This is a genomic window from Microbacterium arborescens (genome assembly GCF_049707515.1).
In the GTDB taxonomy this organism is placed as follows: Bacteria; Actinomycetota; Actinomycetes; order Actinomycetales; family Microbacteriaceae; genus Microbacterium; species Microbacterium arborescens_B.
This window is the reverse complement of sequence record NZ_JBNAFI010000001.1, coordinates 776,554-796,732: the sequence shown is the minus strand read 5'-3', so window position 1 is coordinate 796,732 and position 20,179 is coordinate 776,554. Positions and strand designations below refer to the sequence as shown.

20 protein-coding genes and 1 tRNA gene are annotated in these 20,179 nt (G+C 66.5%); 10 read left to right on the top strand and 11 right to left on the bottom strand.

What is annotated here, in order from left to right; genetic code table 11:
• Nucleotides 1-98: 98 nt before the first annotated feature.
• Entirely contained in the window at nucleotides 99-326 is a 228-nt protein-coding gene (locus ACPYN5_RS03615) for an RNA-binding S4 domain-containing protein (protein ID WP_424447602.1), read from the bottom strand.
• Nucleotides 327-496: 170 nt separating this feature from the next.
• Here ACPYN5_RS03615 and ACPYN5_RS03610 point away from each other — a divergent pair, with 170 nt between their 5' ends.
• The 3 genes from ACPYN5_RS03610 to ACPYN5_RS03600 all read left to right on the top strand — a co-directional run bounded on the left by ACPYN5_RS03610 (nucleotide 497) and on the right by ACPYN5_RS03600 (nucleotide 2,915).
• Nucleotides 497-1,660, top strand: coding sequence for a DUF697 domain-containing protein (locus tag ACPYN5_RS03610; RefSeq protein WP_424447601.1), 1,164 nt, complete (start codon nucleotides 497-499; stop codon nucleotides 1,658-1,660).
• An 88-nt stretch (nucleotides 1,661-1,748) separates the two neighbouring features.
• Nucleotides 1,749-2,147 (top strand): DUF6992 family protein, encoded by a 399-nt coding sequence (locus ACPYN5_RS03605; protein ID WP_424447600.1) that lies wholly within the window; start codon nucleotides 1,749-1,751, stop codon nucleotides 2,145-2,147.
• A 321-nt stretch (nucleotides 2,148-2,468) separates the two neighbouring features.
• Nucleotides 2,469-2,915: an HTH domain-containing protein gene (locus ACPYN5_RS03600; protein ID WP_424447599.1), complete on the top strand. Its 447-nt coding sequence runs from the start codon at nucleotides 2,469-2,471 to the stop codon at nucleotides 2,913-2,915.
• Here the strand turns inward: ACPYN5_RS03600 and ACPYN5_RS03595 are convergent.
• Nucleotides 2,838-3,416 carry an AAA family ATPase gene (locus ACPYN5_RS03595; protein WP_424447686.1) on the bottom strand — a complete coding sequence of 193 codons (579 nt, stop codon included), beginning with the start codon at nucleotides 3,414-3,416 and terminating at the stop codon, nucleotides 2,838-2,840. The two genes, ACPYN5_RS03600 and ACPYN5_RS03595, sit on opposite strands and share 78 nt — an antisense overlap.
• A gap of 16 nt (nucleotides 3,417-3,432) precedes the next feature.
• On the opposite strand from ACPYN5_RS03595, the gene ACPYN5_RS03590 reads away from it, so the two are divergent.
• The 5 genes from ACPYN5_RS03590 (at nucleotide 3,433) to ACPYN5_RS03570 (ending at nucleotide 9,898) form a co-directional block, all read left to right on the top strand.
• Complete coding sequence (locus tag ACPYN5_RS03590) at nucleotides 3,433-3,678, top strand: helix-turn-helix domain-containing protein (RefSeq protein ID WP_424447598.1); 246 nt, start codon at nucleotides 3,433-3,435, stop codon at nucleotides 3,676-3,678.
• Nucleotides 3,679-4,075: 397 nt separating this feature from the next.
• The gene (locus ACPYN5_RS03585; RefSeq protein WP_424447597.1) at nucleotides 4,076-4,612 is read left to right on the top strand and encodes a hypothetical protein; all 537 of its coding nucleotides are present in this window, start codon (nucleotides 4,076-4,078) and stop codon (nucleotides 4,610-4,612) included.
• Between the two features lie 353 nt (nucleotides 4,613-4,965).
• Nucleotides 4,966-6,231 (top strand): hypothetical protein, encoded by a 1,266-nt coding sequence (locus ACPYN5_RS03580; RefSeq protein WP_424447596.1) that lies wholly within the window; start codon nucleotides 4,966-4,968, stop codon nucleotides 6,229-6,231.
• Nucleotides 6,232-6,777: 546 nt separating this feature from the next.
• Nucleotides 6,778-8,730 (top strand): hypothetical protein, encoded by a 1,953-nt coding sequence (locus ACPYN5_RS03575; RefSeq protein WP_424447595.1) that lies wholly within the window; start codon nucleotides 6,778-6,780, stop codon nucleotides 8,728-8,730.
• 469 nt (nucleotides 8,731-9,199) lie between these two features.
• A complete protein-coding gene (locus ACPYN5_RS03570) occupies nucleotides 9,200-9,898 on the top strand; it encodes a hypothetical protein (RefSeq protein ID WP_424447594.1) in 699 nt (232 codons plus the stop codon).
• 493 nt (nucleotides 9,899-10,391) lie between these two features.
• Here the strand turns inward: ACPYN5_RS03570 and ACPYN5_RS03565 are convergent.
• Nucleotides 10,392-10,463: transfer RNA gene (locus tag ACPYN5_RS03565), tRNA-Arg, on the bottom strand.
• A gap of 286 nt (nucleotides 10,464-10,749) precedes the next feature.
• Here ACPYN5_RS03565 and ACPYN5_RS03560 point away from each other — a divergent pair.
• On the top strand, nucleotides 10,750-11,034 hold the full coding sequence (locus tag ACPYN5_RS03560; RefSeq protein WP_424447593.1) for a HesB/IscA family protein: 285 nt from the start codon (nucleotides 10,750-10,752) through the stop codon (nucleotides 11,032-11,034).
• 97 nt (nucleotides 11,035-11,131) lie between these two features.
• On the opposite strand, the gene ACPYN5_RS03555 is transcribed toward ACPYN5_RS03560, so the two are convergent.
• Nucleotides 11,132-11,470, bottom strand: a complete 339-nt coding sequence (locus ACPYN5_RS03555) for a hypothetical protein (protein WP_424447592.1) — start codon at nucleotides 11,468-11,470, stop codon at nucleotides 11,132-11,134.
• Between the two features lie 106 nt (nucleotides 11,471-11,576).
• On the opposite strand from ACPYN5_RS03555, the gene ACPYN5_RS03550 reads away from it, so the two are divergent.
• A complete protein-coding gene (locus ACPYN5_RS03550) occupies nucleotides 11,577-11,945 on the top strand; it encodes an SdpI family protein (RefSeq protein WP_424447591.1) in 369 nt (122 codons plus the stop codon).
• A gap of 46 nt (nucleotides 11,946-11,991) precedes the next feature.
• Here ACPYN5_RS03550 and ACPYN5_RS03545 read toward each other — a convergent pair whose 3' ends face one another.
• Genes ACPYN5_RS03545 through ACPYN5_RS03515 form a run of 7 tightly spaced genes read right to left on the bottom strand, consistent with a single transcriptional unit; the run spans nucleotide 11,992 to nucleotide 20,157 of the window.
• Entirely contained in the window at nucleotides 11,992-13,551 is a 1,560-nt protein-coding gene (locus ACPYN5_RS03545) for a glycoside hydrolase family 43 protein (protein WP_424447685.1), read from the bottom strand.
• A 2-nt stretch (nucleotides 13,552-13,553) separates the two neighbouring features.
• Nucleotides 13,554-14,528 (bottom strand): hydroxyacid dehydrogenase, encoded by a 975-nt coding sequence (locus tag ACPYN5_RS03540; protein ID WP_424447590.1) that lies wholly within the window; start codon nucleotides 14,526-14,528, stop codon nucleotides 13,554-13,556.
• Nucleotides 14,525-15,433, bottom strand: a complete 909-nt coding sequence (locus ACPYN5_RS03535; protein ID WP_424447589.1) for a family 43 glycosylhydrolase — start codon at nucleotides 15,431-15,433, stop codon at nucleotides 14,525-14,527. Before ACPYN5_RS03535 ends, ACPYN5_RS03540 begins: the two co-directional genes overlap by 4 nt.
• Nucleotides 15,430-17,529: a glycoside hydrolase family 36 protein gene (locus ACPYN5_RS03530; RefSeq protein ID WP_424447588.1), complete on the bottom strand. Its 2,100-nt coding sequence runs from the start codon at nucleotides 17,527-17,529 to the stop codon at nucleotides 15,430-15,432. Before ACPYN5_RS03530 ends, ACPYN5_RS03535 begins: the two co-directional genes overlap by 4 nt.
• Nucleotides 17,526-18,221, bottom strand: a complete 696-nt coding sequence (locus ACPYN5_RS03525; protein ID WP_424447587.1) for a hypothetical protein — start codon at nucleotides 18,219-18,221, stop codon at nucleotides 17,526-17,528. Before ACPYN5_RS03525 ends, ACPYN5_RS03530 begins: the two co-directional genes overlap by 4 nt.
• Nucleotides 18,218-19,072 (bottom strand): carbohydrate ABC transporter permease, encoded by an 855-nt coding sequence (locus ACPYN5_RS03520; protein ID WP_424447586.1) that lies wholly within the window; start codon nucleotides 19,070-19,072, stop codon nucleotides 18,218-18,220. Before ACPYN5_RS03520 ends, ACPYN5_RS03525 begins: the two co-directional genes overlap by 4 nt.
• Before the next feature lie 53 nt (nucleotides 19,073-19,125).
• Entirely contained in the window at nucleotides 19,126-20,157 is a 1,032-nt protein-coding gene (locus ACPYN5_RS03515; RefSeq protein WP_424447585.1) for a carbohydrate ABC transporter permease, read from the bottom strand.
• Nucleotides 20,158-20,179: the final 22 nt, after the last annotated feature.

Here is a 20,179-nt window from a genome sequence, read left to right as displayed (position 1 = left end):
AGCCCCACCGATTCTGCCCTTGGACGTGGCCTCCCCTCCGCCAGCGGCACACGCGTCCCGGAGAACGCCCGCTCGAACCTCGCGACGGCGCCCCGGCGCTACGGCCGGACGCGAGCTCCGCGTCCGTCGAAGACGACGACGTCGTCGTGCTGCAGCTGACGTCCGCGCCTCCGCTCGACCCCTCCGTTCACCGTGACGAAGCCGTCGATGATGGCTTCCTTCACGTCGCCGCCCGAGTCGAGCAGGCCTGCGAACTTCATGAATTGACCGAGGCGGATGCCGTCGCTCCCGATCGAGACGTCGGTGATCCGGGGTGCTTCAGCCATGCGGAAATGTTATCCGAGCGACTTCCCGACGTCGAAGACCGCCGCCCTCCTCGGAGCACAGGCTCGCGTCTTCTACACCAGGATCGTGACGAGCATCGATCCTGACGCTACCGTCGAGTTCGAGTTCGCTCGATGACAGCGAATCACGACCCCCAGAGGATGATCGACCTGTGAGCGACAAACGCAAGAAGACCACGGCCGCGTCCGAGTCGGACGAGCGTGCATTCATCGAGGCGAGCTCCGAGGCAAAATCGCGGTACGGGCGCTTCAACCTCGCCGTCATCGGGGGCACGGGAGTCGGCAAGTCGTCGCTCGTCAACGCGGTGTTCGGCCGCAACCTCGCGAAGGTCGGGAAAGGCCTGCCCGTCACGCGGGGCGTGAAGTACTACAGCGATCCCTCCCTCGGCATCTGGGACATTGAAGGGTTCGAGATCGGATCCGCCACTCCCCCGGCAGACATATTGCGAGCGCACCTCCGCACGATCTCCGAGCGGCCGGCCATCGAGCAGATTTCCGTCGTCTGGTACTGCGTGCTCTCGCAGCTGCCGCGGCTCACGCAGCCCGACATCGACATGATCCGCGAGCTGGATGCCGCGGGGCTTCCGGTCATTCTCGTGCTCACGAAGGTCGACTGGTCGAAGAACCCGATCACGGGCAAACGCAGCGCTCCGGACGATGTGACCGAGTTCCAGGAATGGCTCGAAGACCCCGTCGACGGCGAGGGGCGGCCGGTCGACATCCCGATTCAGCGCGTCATCCTCACCTCCACCGCCGGCAAGCATGGGAAGGGCAAGGGGCACGGCCTCGGTGAGCTCGTGGCCGAGACCCTGACCCTCTCGCCGGACAACGAGAAGGACGCCTTTCGCATCGCGCAGAGACTCAACCTCCCGTGGAAGAGGGAACTCGCCCGGCCCGTCATCACCGGTGCCGCAGGAGCCGCAGCGGCAGCCGCGGCGGTTCCCGTTCCGGTTGCCGACGCCGTGGTTCTCGCGCCGATCCAGCTCGCGATGATGGGCCGGATCGCGGCGATCTACGACCTCGAACTCACGACGATGATGTCAGCGGGAGCCCTCGCTCAGCTCGGCGTCCAGATCAGCGGACAGGCGCTGGCGCGGAGCTTCCTCAAGCTCATCCCCGGCGCAGGGAGCGTCATCAACGCGGGGGTCGCCTTCGCTCTTACCGCCGCGACCGGCGAGGCCTGGATGCGGCTGTGCGAGAACGTGCACACGGGCAAGATCGACGTCTCGAAGGTCACCGATTCGTGGGGCGACTACGCACCCGGGTTGCTCGAAGTCGTACGCAAGATGGCGGAGCGGCGCGTGCTGAAGCGCTGACGCACTGGTGGTGCGGCGGAGTTTAGGTCGCCGTCGGGTGGGACGACAGTGGCGGGATGCCGTGGCCCCGCCACACCATGATGGGTCCATGAGTTCCGCGCGCACTGTGACCCGCACCGTCGTTCGTCAGCTGACACGGTGGGGCACGGCATCCGTGCTCGTCGGTGGGGCATTCGCGCTCCCGCGGCGCACGCGCGGGTTCGGAGTGCAGACCCTGATGTGGGGCGCGATCGACCTCGCGCTCGCGGCGGTCACCCGCGGGAGGGGCAAGGTCCCGAAGACGCAGACCCTGCGCCGCATTCTGCTGGTGAATACCGCGCTCGATGTCGGCTACGTCGCCGCGGGCGCCCATCTCGCCGTCCGAACGCCGACGTTCGGCGACCGCCTGCGACCCGCCGACGCGCGTGGCCACGGCCTGGCCGTCGTCCTGCAGGGGGCGGCGCTGTTCGTCATCGATCTGACCGCCGCCCAGCGCCTGCGCCGCTGACGCCCGATCAGCCCCGGCAATCGACCCATTCCACTTGGGTCAGCTGGCGCAACCGCCGAAGCACGTGTGCGTGCGCCGGCGGTCAACGCGGCGCTGCTTCAGGATGAGAGCACGTTGGCTCCTCTTAGGTTGCTCAGAAGGATGTGGGCGGCAGCCGTCGCGCAGATCGCCACAGGGCGCCTCCCGGCGTGCCGGTTGCCACTGTTGTCCGGAACCGCACGCCCCGCACATTCACGGGGTAAATTGCGAGCCACTGGGCGGGATGAAACCTTCCTTCTCCCGCGCCGGTCACGCTGCGTGCACCGATCGAAGGAGTTGACCGTGACCTCTCAGATGTTCAACACCGCCGATCAGCTCAGGCGTGCCGTCGCAGACGGGCGCGTCTCGGAGATGGCTCTCGAGGCAATCAGCCAGATCCCGATCGGAACCCTCCAGGTCTTCCTCGCCGGATCCGTAGAGAGGACGCTCGGTGTCACGGCGAGCCCTCAGCCGCTCTCCGAAGACGAGGCGGCCCGGTTGTCCGTCCTCGCGTCGCAGATCCTGCATGGTTTCGACATCAGCGACGATGAACGACTCCGCGCGATCCTCGAGGGACTGACGACGCAGTTTCATCTCACTCTCGAGAACATCGCGCTGCTCGCGCGGCTCGACTCCGTTGACCTCGCCGCGGCGCTTCGCGACCCGAGCTCGCTACCTGCGGAGCGGAAGTACGCGCTGGCAACGAGGCTCTTGTACCTCACCAACGCGATTGAGCGCGCGCGTCCGTGACGGCCTCTGCAGCCTGGCGGTTCGCGGCATCCGATCTGGGCGCGACCTCAACGCCCGAATGGCTCGCATAGTTTGAGTCCTCACTTGCTCGCATCCCGGTGAAGACCGAGTGCAGCGAGGAGTCCCCCGGCTACAGCGGACGCACCGCCGCCGATGACGATGGCTTCGGACACACCGGGATGCGCCAACGGTGACCCCACCAGCAAGGACAAGGATGTGCGAGTCGCTGTCGATGAGTGAATCCGTGTCGTGGGTCGAAATCAGGACTGCGAGATCCTTCTCTGTCGGTCGCAGGATCTCGACCAACCGCTCCCACTCTCTTGGGTCGAGACCGGCTGCGGGCTCGTCGAGCAGAAGGTAGGCAGCGTCGCGCACGAGCACGCCGGCGATGCCGAGACGTCGCGTCTGCCCGCCGGACAGACCCCTCAGTGGCCCATACCCTTGATCATCGGAGGCCTCATCGCGGTTGCCCTCCTCGCTGCTTTCCGCTCGGGCGCCCAGCTGACGGAGGACGTCGATGGCGTCATCTGATGAGGCGGGGACTCCCCCCGGTGCTTATCGGGTCCTCATCCTCATCGACGAGGTGCTCGAAGAGAAGGGCATGACCCTCACCGAGCTCGCGCAGCGGACCGGCATCACCATCGCCAACCTCTCGGCTTTGAAAAACAACCGCGGGAAGGCGATCCGCTTCACCACGCTGACTGCGATCTGCGGCGCGCTCGAGGTGGAGCCCGCCAGGCTGTTCGCGTTGCGCCCTCGCTGATGCGATTGGGGCTGCGGTACCGGTAGCTGACGTCTGAGCCGGGTGCCGCAGCACGAAAGGAATGGCACAATCCCCACGATCTAGCTCGGCCCGCGCCGGATGATCTCCCGCGTCCCGCTGCTGCGCGCTTTCGGGATCAACGCCTGACGCGTCGGGCAGGCGCGCAGGGTGACCGCAGGCCGCGACGGGATCCAATTGGACGTTCGCCCGGATACCGATCGCGGCGCTAAGACCGAACGACGCCCACGATCTGCTCCGCGATTTTGTCAACGGCGTGGAGCGTCGTGCTTGCGACGAGCAGCCCTGCAAGAAGCGGGAATGTGCCAGCACCTCTTCCTTCGTGACTCGATGCCATACGCGGGTCGAGGGTGGCCGCGGGACCTGCAAAGCTGAGCGGGTGCAACAGACCAAGCGCGGTTCGCGGGTGCGTCGGTCGATGACGCGTGAGCAACTCGGTGCACATCTCCGCGATGTCCTGGATGAGGCGCTGCGGGGCCGTCGACTTGACGGTTCTTGGCAACGGGTGATGACGTGGAAGCCCCCGCACGTCGCAGCCGATCAGGCGGCAGCAGAGGTCGGCGCGACGGTGGCCGAACTACATCGCGAACCGACTAATGACGTCGACCCGAACGCCGTCCAGGTAGTAATCGACGGCCGACCAGTGGGTTACATCGGGACTTGGGAAGCCGTCCACATGCAGACTGCGTTCGACATTTCTCCGGATCCGGTGATGGTGCTCGTACGTCGCGCGCGGCGTAAGCGATCTCCGCTGTTCGACGTATTCCTTCCTGACAACCATCCTGCCGCGCCGCTGTTCTGCGACGTCTGCAAGGCAGAGAGTGCGAGGTCGCGCGATCAGCTGTATGGCGGACTCTACCGCGTCGGAAGCGAGCCGGCGGTCGCGTGGGCACGCGACGGGTGGAAGCCAATCTAGCTCAGTGACTGCCGAGGCATCGACCAGGTGCCCTCGCGGATCTTCATCCGGGCTGTGCGCGAGGAGTGGGCCACGCACACGTCTGCGGCTGTCCGATCGAGGTTTCGTCGCGCGGCACCGCATGCGGCACACGCCGGCTTGGGTCGCGGGAGCATGTGTCTGCGGCGTCCCTATCCTGATGGGCTGATTCGTCTCTCCGCACCCTCTGATGTCCATGCTCCTCCGCGCGATTCGCCAGCGCGCCGATTCGGACGAGTGGCTGATGCCTGGCACAGGAACGGGCTTCATGGTCTTCAGTGATAAGAGGTTGCCAATACGATGCGATCCATCGGTGACGAACACAGAGGGGCGAGATGGAAATTTTTCAAGCGTTGCGTGCCATCGAAGAACCAGGCCTAATGAGTGGACACAGCGATGCCTTGCTGGTCGAGCGGGTGGAGGACGAGGTCGCCCGGATCCGCCGCACCAACCCCGACCTGGTGTTCAAGAGCGTCACCGTGGCGCAAGGTCTTACTGACGGATTCGTCGAGATCCGACCAGTCGACGCGCTCCAGCGTCTCGCGCGAGTGACCGCCCTCGACATAAGCGATGACATCTTTACTCACTACCAATGGTGGGCGCGGATGCGATACTTGGGCGCCTTTGATCGTCCGGGCACGATTGGCGCGTTCCGACTCAGTGGGGCAGCGGGCCGCAATCGTGGAAACCAGCGCCGAGTGATGTCGGAGGAGCTCGGCGTTGGGTTCGGCGTCCTACTAGCCGAGAGGTGGTGCCGTGCGCTGGGGGCAACTGGGCCGATTCTGGCGACGGACGTCGACCAGGCCCTACAGGACGACGAGTTGGATCTCGAAGTAGCGGCCGGGCAGGGTAGGCAGCCGGATTACCTCCTGCAGTATCCCAACCCCTTCGATCCGCACGAGTTGGTTTTCAAGCTCGTGGAGTGCAAAGGAACCACGAGCATGAACTATGCCGCAAAGCAGCTGGCGCGCGCAACGACGCAGCTTTCCACGTTGCTCGTGGGCGGCCGGATGGTCCAGGGCGTCGCGATATCGACGGTATCGACTGACTCAGAGCTCAGCTACTATGCCGTCGACCCGGACGCGCCCGATGACTCCTGGCACCCAACCGAAAGTGACCTAGCCCAGACCAAGCAGCGCAGTCCACGACTGACAAAGTCCAGGAGCTCGATCGACGTTGACCGAGGTGACTTTCTAAGCGCCGCTACCGCCACTTCGCTCGGTTCGCTCGCCGAGTACGCCGGGGACCCGCAGTCAGCGGAGGACTGGCTGCCGACCAAAGTAGCGCGGAAGCTGCCGAAGCGCTCGGCACCACTGCGACGCAGCAAACAAACCGACCTGGGCGACTTCATCGGGCAAGAGATGCGAATCACGTTGCCGGGTGATCGCAGGCAGTTGCGCGTCTTCCAGGGCGTGGCGCGGGATGTGCACTTGGCTCTGGGGACGCGGCGTGTGGTGGAGGTGCTCGAGGCTCAGAAGGCGTTTGCTGGCCGGTCGAACGCGTCCATCACTTCCGGAAAGGGTCGCGTCAACGGAGAGTTTCAAGTCAGCTCGGTGGCCAGCGAGGGGTCCATTCTCACATTCGAAGTAACGGATCGGTAGCCAGTACAGTGCGGCTGCGTGGTCGTGTGGGCCCCGACCGACCCGGGATGAACGGAACCGGCCGCTGCCCGCACCTCAAAACTGCGCGACTGGGGAGAGCCGTCAGGTGCGTGGCTGCTTCTCCAACTACCGCGGTGCCCGCTGGCCATCCTGGGCAGTCGGTGGGCGCAGAGCCGACGGAGATTCTAAGCGTCCGCCGGAATTAGAGCGTGAGGTGAGGGCTGACCAGTTCGACAGCTTTTTCGACTGGCAGTATGGGGGGCAGGACCAAGCCATATACCAGCGCATACCGCGGCAAATGTCGGTAAGCCAGGCACTGCTGACAGTTGCAGATAACCCAAGAAGTTACGGCACCGGAACGTGATGACAACACTTCTATAGATAGCTGTATGGCGATGCGGGCAGTTGCACGGGCTGAGAAATCAGCGTGCGTCCGATGATCGAGGTCCCCATCGCGGTGGTCGGCCGTTCCTGGCGTGACCAAGCGATTGGCCCGACCGCGAAGCTATAGAATGGGAGCGTTCTAGCTTAAGAAAGGTCGGTCGTGTGGAAGCTGGAGATGATGAGTTGAGACGGGTCCGGTTTTATGGCCCCACTGATCTGGCTGCCACCTGGCACGCGCCTCGTGTTGTCGAACTCGCGACCGGTATCGATCCCACCCGCGCTCCGACCCACGTCAATGACGTCCTTGAGCTCCACAATGTTCAGCACTATCTCGAGCACGGCCTGCTGCCGAATTCCCTGAGCTCGGAGGAGCGCGATGTGCTCATTGGCCGTGTACCCCAGATCAGGTCGATCGTCGCTCGATTCTTTTCCGCCATCGACAACTCCAACGTCACCACCCTGGTCACCGCAACCGACTTCGAGTACCACGAAGATCTCGTAAACCTCCTCGGCCGCAACAAAGCCTTCGACCGGTGCGACAGCGCCGTCGCACTTCTGGCCCTCAGGGAGGCAGGCGTTCACCTCAGCGAGATGCTTGCGAGCGAAACCCTCGTCAAGGCTTATGACGCGGAAATGCGGGCCGAGTTGCTCGCAGTGCCTCGAAACGCTGAGCACCTCGCTCGCAAGTACTTGGAAAAGGACTCGAGGGCGTCGATACACCTACCGCCGAGCTTCTCTTCGGTCGATGCCCGGAATCTGTTCGAGCGATACCTCGACAGCGAGGAGGCGAACCTCAATTACGTGCGACTTGTCGCGAACGCTAGGGACAACGCTGGCGCTGGTATTGACGCCAAACTCAGACTGCGGGCGGAGCGCCGCAGCAAGGAGTTGACCGCCGAACTCTTCAAACGCAACCCGGGATCCAGGACAGGTTGCGAGATAGAGGTCTCCGACAGTCAACAGGACCCGGTCGAGTTCGAGATCGATTCTTCCGAAGGGTCAATCTGGCGGTACACCTACAGCAAACGCTGGCTCGAAGAGACCACTGACAACGCGAGCATCCTCAACAACTTCCAACACTTATTCGAGTTTGCCGATCAGCACGCGCTCCTTACCCATCCGGCCTACCCATCACAGCTCGGCGTTATGGAACGTGTGATGGGCGTTGCTGGGCAGGACGAATACAAGATCGGCAACTACTTCCGAAAAATAGACTACCGATCGTTGCTTCAGACACACATGTACATGAGGTTCTTGCAGACTCGGGAAATCGAGCTGGAGCGCGTCATCTCATGGTTCTTCGAGGTTTACCTCGTCGAAGAGTTTGGGATGGCCAATTTCTCATTCAATGCGTCCGACTCCAGAACACCGTATCTTCACAGAGTTCGACACCTCTTCGCGGAGATGGAAAGCGTGGCGACCCAGTTCAGCCTGTTCGTCGAGAACCGAGAACTTGACCGGGACCTGCTCACGATGGGAGCAGATCCGATCCGCTACAAGGAGATACCCAGTCTGCTCGACGGCAAGTACGTCTACGCGACGGACAGCCAAGAGGTGCAAAGTGTTCTCCATCTGCTTTTCTCCGACCAATCCAGGCTGACCTACATCGATGAAGCCCTTCGAGACCGAAACGCGGTGGGCCTCATCCTGAACAACCACGTCGCGTACGACGATTTTCACCACTACCAGAAGACAGGCATCGACCACCTCATCAGCCTGGGCGTTCTCGAAGCCGCCGATGATCGGGTGACGTTTGTCGACATGGATCAACTCCTCGTGCTTTCCCGGATTTTCAGCACTCAGGCTGGGAGCTACTTCCACCTCTCAGCACCAGCCCGCACGCAGACGGATGAAATGGTCCGGAAAGGGTGGCTGACGCGTAGATCTTCGTTGTTCACCAACGCGGAAGCGGACTACTTCAACTACTTCCTCAATAGGGTTGGGTTCAGCAACGGGCCGAACCTACGCAATCGGTACCTGCACGGCGCGCAGGCTCACACCGAGAGCGATCAAGCACATTTCCACACCTACCTGGTCGCCGTACGAATGATCGCGGCGCTCGTCATCAAGATCAATGACGATCTTTGCCAGACAGCGGACGAGAGCCCGAACTAGTCGTCGACAAGAAGTTCGGTGATCGATCGCTCACATGCATCGGCGACTGATACGGTCGCCTTGTGGGATTTAGAACGTGGGTAACAAGGTTCATCGGACGGCCGGTCGAAGTTCGGGACCTCATAGACCTAGCTGTCATTGAGTCAGAAGACCCCCACACACTGCTGACCGCGGTCTATCAGTGGAAGTACGAGCACCTCACGACTGCGGCCAAAGCGCTGGCCGGCGCTGGGTCAGCAGTTGCATTGGCCACCCTCGTCCCCGTGATACAGGTCGACGACTCTGCGTCTCTCAGTTGGTTCTCCCTAATCGTTGCGTGGGTTGCGGCCGCTGTATTGATTGCGATCGGCGCTGGTACGTTCTCCCTCGCGCGGCGCGTGCACAGTGAGTTTGTTGCCGCACAAAGCCTGCTCGGTGAACTGGTCGATGTCCGAGCATTTGTCAAGCTGTATCGAGCGGAGACTGGCTCTTGACTTTTGAAGTACTTCTGGCGATCGCGGCAACCACGCTGGGAGCATTCGCCGCCCTGGTAACACAGCTGTCCTCTGCGGTGAACTTGAGGGCGGCCAAGCGCCAACTCGACAGACTCAAGGGGCTGAGAGTTGACGAGGTTCTCCGGGACCCGTCCGTGCGATCACTTGGCGGCTTGCTGGTCGATGACCTCGGAAAGACATCGTTGCCTAGTTATGTGCGGGACCCAGTAGCTCGAACGGAGTTTCGACGTGCGTTCAATGCCGTGCGCGAGTATGTCGGAACCGATGCCGAGATTCTGGATAGAGACGAACCATCGAACCAGCAGCAGGGCTTCGAGGACTCGAACGCAGTATGGTCGCGACCACTGACGACCGCCGGGCAGAGGGCGATCAGCGAGTTGAACTCGGGAGAAACTTGGAATGCGCTGGCACTGATGCGCCGGGCAGTAGAGACGACACTCGCCGAGCGAATGCCGATCAGCGAAGCAGGACGGCCCCGAGTCGGTGCGGGTCGGCTCGCCGGTCTCGCGGCGAAGCAAGGGATCATCTCTGCACAAGTCGCAACTGAACTGCGATACCCGATCTCGGTCGCCAATGCTGCCATCCACGGGGAGGAAGTCGGGCCCGATGCGGCACTCGAGGCCATCTCCATCATGGACCGAGCAATCAACGAGATCGTGGGCGCAACGAACTAGTGGCCCACCGCGCTGAGATGACGCTCTTGCTGCGGATCAATCGCCCTCACCCTCACGTGTCAATGCCCCACGAGGTGCGACACACGTACGGGCGCCTGAATCGCACTTCGCGGACCCCGCACCCTATCCTCCCTTGTTCGAGCGGCGCCCGTTCGGGGACCGCGAATCGAGTGGCTAAGCCAGCTCGAACGCGATTGAGCGGCCAGCGGCCCACTGATTTCTCATGCTCGCTGACCATCAATTACGGGTTCCGGTAGTGGGTTCGAGTCTTGATGGGGTGCAGAACCCAGCAACCCGCGTGCCGCGCGGTTTCGTCGCGTGCGTGCGGCGCAAGGTCAGGCGTTATCTATCCGCTAGCTAAGGGGTCGGATCGGGGTCAATCCGTGGGCGCGGAGGCAGGTCGTCGATCGTACGCTTGGTCATTGTCCAAGTGCCGGAGTCGTCGGCCGCGTACTTGGCAAAGAGAAATCCTGATCAGAGGAAGAAAGAACTGTGCCCCTGGAGGGATTCGAACCCCCGACCCGCTCCTTAGGACGGAGTGGCTCTTCCACTGAGCTACAGAGGCAAGGCGCTCCAAGTCTAGACGGGCCGCGAGCCCCGGCATCCCGTCGGATCTGGACCCGACGCCCCGCCTTCAGCTCGCGTAGCGACCGCGACGCCCGAACCAAATGCCGCTGCGATGGGTGCTCCCGCCCCTTGCCCGCTCTACGACGAGCGCCCGTCGGATCGCGAGCCTTCCCGCATCAGTGCCCAACTTCCGAATCCCCTGGGAGTCGCCGCTGTCGTTTGCATCCGGCTCCGATTCTCGGAATCGTGGCGGGCTCCGCAGCAATCCACGGAAGGAGAGCTTCATGCTCACGCTCACCGAGAACGCCGCCACCGCGGTGAAGAACATCACCGCTCAGATCCCCGCCGACACTGGCGGCATCCGCATCGCCGACACCGGCTCCCCCGAGACCGGCTTCTCGCTCTCGCTCGCCGAGGCGCCGGAGGCCGAGGACGCAGTGGTCGAAGCCGACGGTGCTCGCATCTTCGTCGACCCCGCCGCAGCTATTGCGCTCGACGACCGCGTACTCGACGCCCAGGTCGACGGCGAAGGCGCGATCAGCTTCGCGCTCGGCGTCCGCGCCGCCTGACACACGCAGTCTTCGACAGCCCCGGCATCCGCATCCTCAGCGCGGACGCCGGGGCTCTCGTCTGTTCGGGAGACGGCACCGAGGTCCCGCGAAGGCTCTACCCCGCACCCGCGTCGAGCGAGCCGTGCTCACCATGCACGCCGCTTCGCGTGATCCGCACAACGGATAGGGCCGGCTGCGAAGCCACCAGTTCTTCGACATGGATCGCCAGCAGGCCGGCCGCCGCCATCATTCCGGAGGGATCATCGTCGATCACGCCCAACGCGAGCAGCGCGTCCGGGGCAATCGTCTGCGCCCTTGCCTCCACGTCCCGTTCGGCGGCGATCACGCGGACGGGTGATCCTGCGGCGCGGCGGAGAAAGAAGCCGTCGTCGTCGGGGCGCTCGACCCCGAACACCTCGCTGAGTGCCCTCTCCAGCTTCGCCCTGTACGTCACGGCCCGCTCCTCCCTACGCCTTTGCTCGCCAGCCAGTCTTCACCAAGAGCAAACCGGTCCGGCGCCGGGCGGTGCACGCCGAGCCGCGATCGACATGGTCGAAGGGATGGAACCCGAGATCCTCCCCCGCATCGTCCTGTTCGTCACGATGGCCGGCTCGTGTGCTCCGCTGATCTGGATGGCGCGGGGCGCGGCATCCGGCAGGCTCAAGCGGAACTCCCTCGCCGGCATTCGAACACCCCGCACGATAGCCAGCGACGAAGCCTGGCTGGCCGCCCACGTGCGGTCGAAGCGCGCGACACTCACCACCGGCTATCTGTCCGTCGCAATCGGCGTCGTCGCCCTCGTCCCGATGCCGCCCGCAGCCCTCGGGATCGTGGTGCTCGTGGGCGCGGCGCTCATGATCATCGTCATGCTGTGGGGAACTCGCGTCGGTACCAAGGCGGCACTAGCGGCAACCGAGGCCAAGCGGTGACGCTCATCTCGCAGAAAGGGCGCTCGTCGGGCGCCGGTTCACCTACCTACGACGCGACGTCGACGTAGTCGAAGTCCGCGCACCACTGCCGCGCGTCGAGGTCGTCCACCCGTACCCCGGCGAACAACCCCGTGAACCGCAATCGCGGGCCGTGGTCGTCCGAGAGCCGCCACAGGTCGAAGCGACCAGGCACAGCGACGCGCCGGCCGTCGGTTCCCGTGACCGCGAACTCGACATACGCACCGTCGAGGTCCGCCTCGAGGTCCAAGACCCCGGAAGGCACCTCGACGGGCGCACCTGCCACGGTGCGGTCCCCGTCGCGCCAGACGACCCGCACGTGCCGGCCGTTCTCGGCATCCCGCGTGACCTGCAACCAGATCCAGCCACGCCGGTCGTACCAGAGCACGAGCCCCGCCGCCTGCCGCGAGCTGGTCGGCTCGGCATCGATCCGGCAGCTCACGGTCGTGCGATGCTCGGTCACGCGACGCAGGATCATCGACTGATCGAACACGGATGCCGCAGACGCACCACCGCGCAGCCGCAGCCACCCCGGCCGCGCCCGCAGATCGGCGACACCTGTCGGCAGCGCCGCGCGCAGCGTCGCCCACGAGCGCCGGTCGAGCTCGTCGGCATCGAAGTCGTCACGGGCCGGCGCGACCTCGACCGGGCGCTCCGCGAGACCGTCGATCTCGACCGTCTCGGCCGCGTGCCAGCCGCCTCTCAGGCGCAGCCACCCGGCCTCGTCGAACTCGACGGCCTGCAGGCACGTCTCCCGCCCCAGCGTGGAGTACCGCTCCCCCAGGTGCAGCACCGGACGGGCGGCGAGGTGCGCCAGCATCCACCGGCCGTCGGCGAGCTGCACGAGCTCGCCGTGCCCGGCCTTCTGCAGCGGGTGACCGGGCGCGTCGCGGGTGGTGAGCACCGCCTCCTGCGGATCCCGCTCGTACGGGCCGAGGCGTTCGCGCGAACGAGCCACGGTGATGCCGTGGTTCCAGCCCGTTCCCCCGGCGGCGATCAGCAGGTAGTACCAGCCGTCGATGCGGTACAGGTTCGGCCCCTCGACCAGCCCGGACTCCTGGTAGAGCAGGTGCGCTGTGCCCGACACCCGCTGCTCGTCGGGCAGGTACTGCTCGAGCACGAGCCCGCTGAAGCTCGGGTGATCGGGCCGGTGATCCCACTGCACCCCGACGATCCAGTGGGTGCCGTCGTCGTCGTGGAAGAACGAGAAGTCGAACCCGCGCGATCCGAGGTACACCGGCTCGCTCCACGGCCCGGTGATCTCCGGCGCGGTGACGAGGTAGTTCTCGATGTCCTTGTCGTCGCCGTCCATCGTGCGGACGATCGAGTACGCGAGCCAGAACTGCCCGTCCGCATACGACAGGCTCGGCGCCCAGACTCCGCCCGAGTCGGGTACACCGCGCAGGTCGAAACCCTCGTCGAGGGCGTGCCCCACGAGCTCCCAGTTCGCGAGGTCGCGCGAGGCGTGGATGCGCACCGCGGGATGAAACTCGAACGTGCTGGTCGCCAGGTAGAAGACGTCGCCGACGCGCAGGATCGACGGGTCGGGGTGGAACCCCGGCAGCACCGGGTTGACGATCCGGACCATGCTCACGGCTCGATCGGATGGGCGAAGGGGATCCCGCGGGCGAAGCGCTCGACCTCCGCCACCGCCGACGCGCCGAGCCGCCGCAGCTCGACGCCGGTGGAACCGGCGAGATGCGGCGTCAAGAAGACGTTCGGAAGGTCGAAGAGCGGATGCTCCGGCGCGAGCACGTCGGGCTCGGTGACATCGAGCACGGCGCGCAGCCGCCCCGCCCGAAGCTCGGCGACGAGGGAATCCTGATCGACGAGCGCACCGCGCGCGGTGTTGATGAGGGTCGCCCCGTCGGGCATCGCCGCGAGGACCGCCCGCGAGATCATCCCGACGGTCGCCGGCGTCTCGGGTGCGTGCACCGACAGCAGCGTCACACGGGCGGCGAGCGCAGCAAGATCGGCCACGAGCTCGACCCCCATCGCCGCGGCATCCTCGGGCGTGACGAACGGGTCGTAGAGCAGCACATTGACGTCGTACGATCGCAGCCGTTCGATGACCACCCGGCCGACGCTCGACGCCCCCACGATGCCGACCGTGGTGCGGAACAGCCCGGAGCGCGGCATCAGTTCCTCACGATCGAGCGCGCGCCGTTCAGCGGCGTATCGCCGCGACATCCAGAAAGCGTCCTTGGCGGCGAGCACGATCATCGCCACGGTCCACTCGGCCACGGGCACGGCGTTCGCTTCGCGCCCCGTCGACACCGCGATGCCCCGCGTGCCGACCGTCGGCGAGATGAACCCGACTCCCCCGCCCCAATGCACAATGGCGCGGAGCGCCGGCATGGCGTCGAGCAGGCGGTCGTCGATCGGCGCCGCACCCCACCCGGTGAGCAGCACGTCGACGGCGGCCAGCTCGTCTGCCCCGAGCTCCCGCGGGTCGCTCACGACCCGGTCGACGTCGACCTCGACCGCGCCGCGCAGCCGGTCGCGCAGTTCGTCGTCGAAGACGGCATCCGCGAGGTGCGGCGTCATGACCAGTTGTGCCCTCATGCGCCGAGCTCCGCGAGGGTCCACCGGTCGGTCCAGGCGATCGACGCCTCGCCGTCCGCGATCCGCAGCGGCAGCCAGACCGCCGGCGAGTGGAAGAGGTCGTCCTTGAGCCACCGGTCGCCGACGTACACGTAGCGCCCGTCGCCCGCGTCGATGACGACGCTGACCTGCGAGTCGAACGTGGCGGTTCCCGGCGGCGCGAAATCCCGCCAGGGGCTCCACGGCCCCTCGAGCGCGGAGGCGGTGGCGTACTTGTTGTCGTTGGTGCTCCACCCCGTCAGATCCGAGCCGAACAGGTAGTAGAGCCCCTCGTGGCGCACGAGCGTCGGCGACTCGTAGCCGATCTCGGGACGCTGCTCCTGGCGCAGCGTCACCACGGTCGACTCGACCGCGAGATAGTCCGCGCGCAGCCGGTGGATGTGCAGTCCGTTCTCGCGGTCTTCCGACAGCAGGTATCCGACGCCTTCCTCCTGGTACACCCCGATGTCGCGGCTGATCGTCCCGAGCGGACGCTCGCTGCCGACGTAGGTGTACGGACCGGCGGGCGCGTCGGCCACGGCGTAACCGACCCGCGCGGCGCTGTAGTCAGGGGTGTCGATGTGCAGCAACATCACCCAGTGCCCGTCGGGATGCTGCAGCGCCTTGGGCCGCTCGACGATGCGGTCGGGGCCGATGTCGCCGTCGCCCGCGACGAGCGCATCGCCCTCGAAGCGCCACTCGGCGAGGTCGTCCGACGAGTAGCAGGCCACGGCGGTGAAACGGTCGCCGCGCGTCTTGTCCTCACCCCACGCGTACCAGCGGTCGCCGACGCGTTGCACCCCGATGCCGTGCAACTGCGCGACGCGGCCGCGGTCGTCGTGGAACACCGTTCCGGGGACGATCGCTCCCGGGTCGTTCGCGGTCATCGGTTCTGAGCCCTCTCGATTCGGATGACGCGGGCGGTGCGCCCGGCGATCGTGCGTATCGCGAGCCCGTCGGGCGTCGCCGCGGCGTTCCAGCCGTTCCACGCAGGGAAGAGCGGGTGCGGCTCGCCCGTCACTTCGGGCACGACGACGCTCGCCGCAGCGTCGCCGCGGTCCCAGATGAAGAGATCGTCGTGGTCGCGCGATCGCAGCCCGAGGCACACGATCGGATCGTCCCACGCCGGCAACCCCAATGGCCAGAACGGCTCGACCTCGCGGAGCCCCTCGCGCAGCCCGCGATGCACGCGGACGGCCTCGTGCACGAGGGCACGCTGGTCTTGGCGCAGCTCGTGCAGGAAGCCCGAGAGGTACAGGCGCCCCGACAGCCCCGTGACCACGGTGAACGCCGTCTCCTCGAGATCCATGTCGGCGGCGGGATACGCCCAGTTCCCGCACTGCTCGGGCGCGATCGCCATCGGCGCCGACGCCGCGATCGGCGGGTAGAGCACGAAGTCCTGCTGGTCGCTCGTCGACTGCAGGTGCGTCACCGAGAGCAGCGCGTAGTCCGCCCGCATCGCTCCGGAGCTGCAGTTCTCGATCTGCAGGCCGGGATGCCGGCGCTGCACCTGCACGAGCCACTCGCGGAGCGCCCGCGTGTGGGCGAGAAGCCCGGCCGCGGCCGTCGTAGCGTCGTCTTCGGTGCCGGCGCCGGCGTTGATGTTGTAGTCGAGCTTGAGATAGCTGACGTCGTGGTCGGCGACGAGCGCATCGATCGTGGCATCCAGGTGCGCCCGCGCGGCCGGATGCCGGAAGTCGAGGTGGAACCGGTCGTGCTCGCGCACGCGCTGACCGAACCGGTGGAAGAACGCCTCCTCCGGCAGCTCGTGGGCGGCGGCGCTCTCGGCGCCCACGACCTCGGGCTCGAGCCAGATGCCCACGCGCATGCCGTGCGAGCGGATGCGGTGGGTCAGCGCCCGCAGGCCGCCCGAGAACCGCGCGTCGGCCTCGCGCCACTCCCCCACGGTCGCCCACCAGTCGCCGATCGCCGGGTCGGCGAACCAGCCGGCGTCGATGCAGAACACCTCGGCGCCGGCCTCCGCCGCCGCGTCGATGAGCGGTTCGAGCGCCTCGGTCGACGGCTGACCCATGAGGGTGTTCATGAAGTCGTTGTAGACGATCGGCAGCGGCTCGTCGTGGTCGGCGAAGCGCGTGGACCGGCGCAGAGCCGTCAGCTCGGCGACGGCGTCATCCACGCCTCGGGCGCCCACGGCGAGCGCGACCGGCACGGCCTCGAACGTCTCGCCCGGGGCGAGCTCGTGCCCGAACCCGTGCTCGAGGTCGGAGGGGCCGAGCAAGCTGAGCACGCCGCCCTGGCGGGTCTGGCTGAGATCGACGTGCCAGCCCGCGCTCGTCTCGACCTGCCACGCGAGCGCCTCACCGGTGACGTCGTCGACGAGGTAGCCCACCGGCACCCATTCGCCGCTCGACCAGGCGCCGTGGCTGGTGAAGCCTGCGCGGCCGCGACCGTCCTGACCGTGGAGGGCGAGGTCGGTGCCCGGGAGCAGCCGGCGCACCGGAACGCGCTCCCACCGGTTCTCGGCCAGCCACTCCGAACGCGCCACACCGAGCGCGAAACCGTCGAGGTCGTCCTGGTCGCGTCCGAAGCCGAGAGCGGCGGTCACCACAGCGGTGAGCACGACCGGCTCCGCCGAGGTGTTGGTCACGCTGGTCTCGATCCGCGCGGCGGCCCGTCCGGGCACCCGGGTCATCGTGGTGGTCACGAGCAGCCCGGTCGTCTCGTCGCGCTGCGTGACGACGGTGACATCGCCACCGGCGGCATCCGTCACCACGTCGGTGATGCGCAGCCGCTGTCCGACAGCGGATCGCACGTACGCCTGGCTGGTGCGGGCACGCTGCTCGCGCGAGGTGAAGAGCTCGGTAAGGGCGACCTCCGCGCGGCCGAACACGGACGAGCCGAACAGCTCGCTCAGGGCTGCGGGCCCGTCGGGCGAGGCGGCGATCGGGGCGGGCGAGACGGGAGCGGGGGCGACGAGGGAATCGATGATGCGGCCTTCTGTGGTTGATGCGTCGATGGTCATGCGTGCGATCTCCGCCCCGCCCGTGCGACGAGGGCGTCCGCGGATGCCGCCAGGCTGGGCGCGAACAGCAGCAGGCTCCATCCGATGAGCGGGATGGCCGGTGCCGCCGCGACGGCCCAGACGAGGAAGAACCGGGTCACGGTGGTCACCGGCCGGCGGACCAGCGCCGTCCCGGCGGCGGCGAGCGCGGCGACGGGTCGCCGGCTCGCACCCCGGCGGATCCCGTCGGACAGGCCGATCGAGAAGACCACCAGCAGGGTCGCGGCCAGCACCACCCCGACGAGCACCGCGTCGGAGGTGCCGAACAGCGCGAGGTCGTACGCGAGGATCAGCGCGACTCCGGTGGCGGTGAGCCACCACCACCACAGCTCCCGGGTGGCGCGTGCGTACGCCGTCCAGAACCCGCGCCCCGGCCGCGAGTCCGACCGCGTGTCGAGACGGGCATCGCTCACCGCCGCCAGCGCCGCCAGGCCGGGCCCCGCAGGTGCGAGCGAGACGACACCCAGCACGATGGCGAGGTGCGTCGGCTGCCATCCGACGAGCGCGGTGAACGCGAGCGCCGGCACCAGGCTTGCGATGAACTGCGCCGACACCGCGAAGTGGTGCCAGACGAACAGGAGGGCGCGTGAGAGCGGCGCGTCGTGCGCGACCGCCGAGGCGACGCGGGCGCCGAACCCTGACACCGCGGTCATCCCTTCACCGCCCCGATCGACATGCCCTTGACGAAGTACCGCTGGAACGCGGCGAAGATCGCCACCGACGGCACGATCGCGAGGATGGCGCCGGTGTAGATGAGCTGCCACTGCGATGTCAGCAGGCCCACCATGCGGTTGATGGCGACGTTGATGGTCCCTGCCGACGACGAGTCGAGGAAGACCAGCGGAATGAAGAAGTCGTTCCACAGCCCGAGCGCCTGGATGATCACGAACGCCGAGGTGACCGGCAGCAGCATCGGGAAGACGATCGCCCAGAAGGTCCGCAGCCGTCCGGCGCCGTCGACGTTCGCCGCCTCTTCGACCTCGATCGGGATGCCCTTGATGAAGCTGCAGTACAGCAGCACACCGAACGAGGCGGCGCCGCCGAGGTGCACCAGGATGACGCTGGTCAGCGTGCCGTAGAGCCCGACGTCGTCGAAGCCCTTCACGAGCGGGATCATCCGCACCTGGAACGGGATCATCAGGCCGGCGATGAAGACGATGTAGAGGATGCGGGAGGTGCGCCCGCCGACCCGTTCGATACCGTAGGCGGCCATCGGCACCAGGGCGACCAGCAGGATCACCGTCACCACCGTGATGATGAGGGTGTTCAGCAGCGCCTCGCCGTAGTCCGTCTGCTGGAAGAGCTGGACGTAGTTGTCAAAGCTGAAGCTCGTGGGCAGCCCCATCGGGTCGATCGTGATCTCGGAGTACGAGCGGAACGAGTTCAGCAGCGCGTAGAGCACCGGGCTCGCCACGATCAGCACGAGCGCCGAGAGCACGATGACGACGACGATCTCGCCGGGGCTCCAGCGTTTGCGCGCTCGGGCGGCCTTCGGCTCGCGCACGGCGCGGTCGGTGGTGCGGATGCGATCCGTGGTGCGGATGCGGTCGGGTGCACTTATGCCTGGATCTCCCTCTTGCGCATGTAGGCGTTGGCGGCGACCGTGCTGACGATCACCACGAGGAACAGCAGGATCGCGGCGGCGCTGCCGAACCCGGCGCGATACTCGCCGAAGCCGACCTTGTAGATGAAGAACGCCATGGTCTCGCTGACGAAGCCGGGGCCGCCGGCGGTGAGGACGAGGACCTGGTCGAAGATCGTCCACCCGGCGATCATCGCGAGGGTCATGTTGACCGTCACCGCCCCGGCCAGCATGGGCCAGGTCACGTGCCGGAAGACCTGACGCCCCGTCGCACCGTCAATGCGTGCGGCCTCGATGAGGTCGGGCGGAACCGACTGCAGGTTCGCGAGGTAGATGAGGGTCGTGTTGCCGCCGAGCGTGAAGCAGACGATGAACAGGATGACCCAGACCACGATGTCGCTGTCGCCGAGCCAGTCGCGCGTCCATTCCGGCATCCCGGCGTCGCGCAGCAGGGTGTTCACCGAGCCGAAGTTGAAGTTCAGCAGGTACTTCCAGATCGTGGCGAGGATGAACCCGCTCACGAGCGAGGGCAGGTAGACCGCCGTGCGGAAGAAGCCCTGCAGATGCACGAGCTTGTCGAGCATCAGCGCCACGGCCAGCGAGATCACGTTGATGATGACGGCCGACCCGAGACCGAGCAGGAGGGTGTTCTTGACCGCGTTCCAGAACCGCCCACTCGAGACGATCTCCTCGTAGTTGCGCCCGCCGACGTAGGCGTAGTCGTCACTGATGCCGTCCCAGTCGGTGAAGCTCAGCTGGAGGGACTGCAGCGACGGGATGACCACCATCAGCAGGTAGACCACGAGCGCCGGGGCGACGAAGCCGAGCATCGCCCAGCGGACGCCGCGGAACCGGCGGATGCGGCGGGCGGGCGGCGGGGCCGCCGGCGCGGGCGCGACGTCGTCGGGTGCTTCCCCGGGGAGGTCATCGAGCGGGCCTCGGCCGCTCAGGCGGACCGCCGCGGCGACCGCCGTCGTCTGGCCCTGCGCACTGCTCTGATCAGTCACGGGCTTTCCTTTCAGCTCGGAT

Coding starts and splice junctions, on each gene's coding strand:
- ACPYN5_RS03530 (WP_424447588.1), bottom strand. CDS start 17,529: ATGACCATCGACGCATCAACCACAGAAGGCCGCATCATCGATTCCCTC.
- ACPYN5_RS03545 (WP_424447685.1), bottom strand. CDS start 13,551: ATGGTCCGGATCGTCAACCCGGTGCTGCCGGGGTTCCACCCCGACCCG.
- ACPYN5_RS03560 (WP_424447593.1), top strand. CDS start 10,750: ATGCTCACGCTCACCGAGAACGCCGCCACCGCGGTGAAGAACATCACC.
- ACPYN5_RS03535 (WP_424447589.1), bottom strand. CDS start 15,433: ATGACCGCGAACGACCCGGGAGCGATCGTCCCCGGAACGGTGTTCCAC.
- ACPYN5_RS03540 (WP_424447590.1), bottom strand. CDS start 14,528: ATGAGGGCACAACTGGTCATGACGCCGCACCTCGCGGATGCCGTCTTC.
- ACPYN5_RS03580 (WP_424447596.1), top strand. CDS start 4,966: ATGGAAATTTTTCAAGCGTTGCGTGCCATCGAAGAACCAGGCCTAATG.
- ACPYN5_RS03615 (WP_424447602.1), bottom strand. CDS start 326: ATGGCTGAAGCACCCCGGATCACCGACGTCTCGATCGGGAGCGACGGC.
- ACPYN5_RS03590 (WP_424447598.1), top strand. CDS start 3,433: ATGGCGTCATCTGATGAGGCGGGGACTCCCCCCGGTGCTTATCGGGTC.
- ACPYN5_RS03550 (WP_424447591.1), top strand. CDS start 11,577: ATGGAACCCGAGATCCTCCCCCGCATCGTCCTGTTCGTCACGATGGCC.
- ACPYN5_RS03525 (WP_424447587.1), bottom strand. CDS start 18,221: ATGACCGCGGTGTCAGGGTTCGGCGCCCGCGTCGCCTCGGCGGTCGCG.
- ACPYN5_RS03605 (WP_424447600.1), top strand. CDS start 1,749: ATGAGTTCCGCGCGCACTGTGACCCGCACCGTCGTTCGTCAGCTGACA.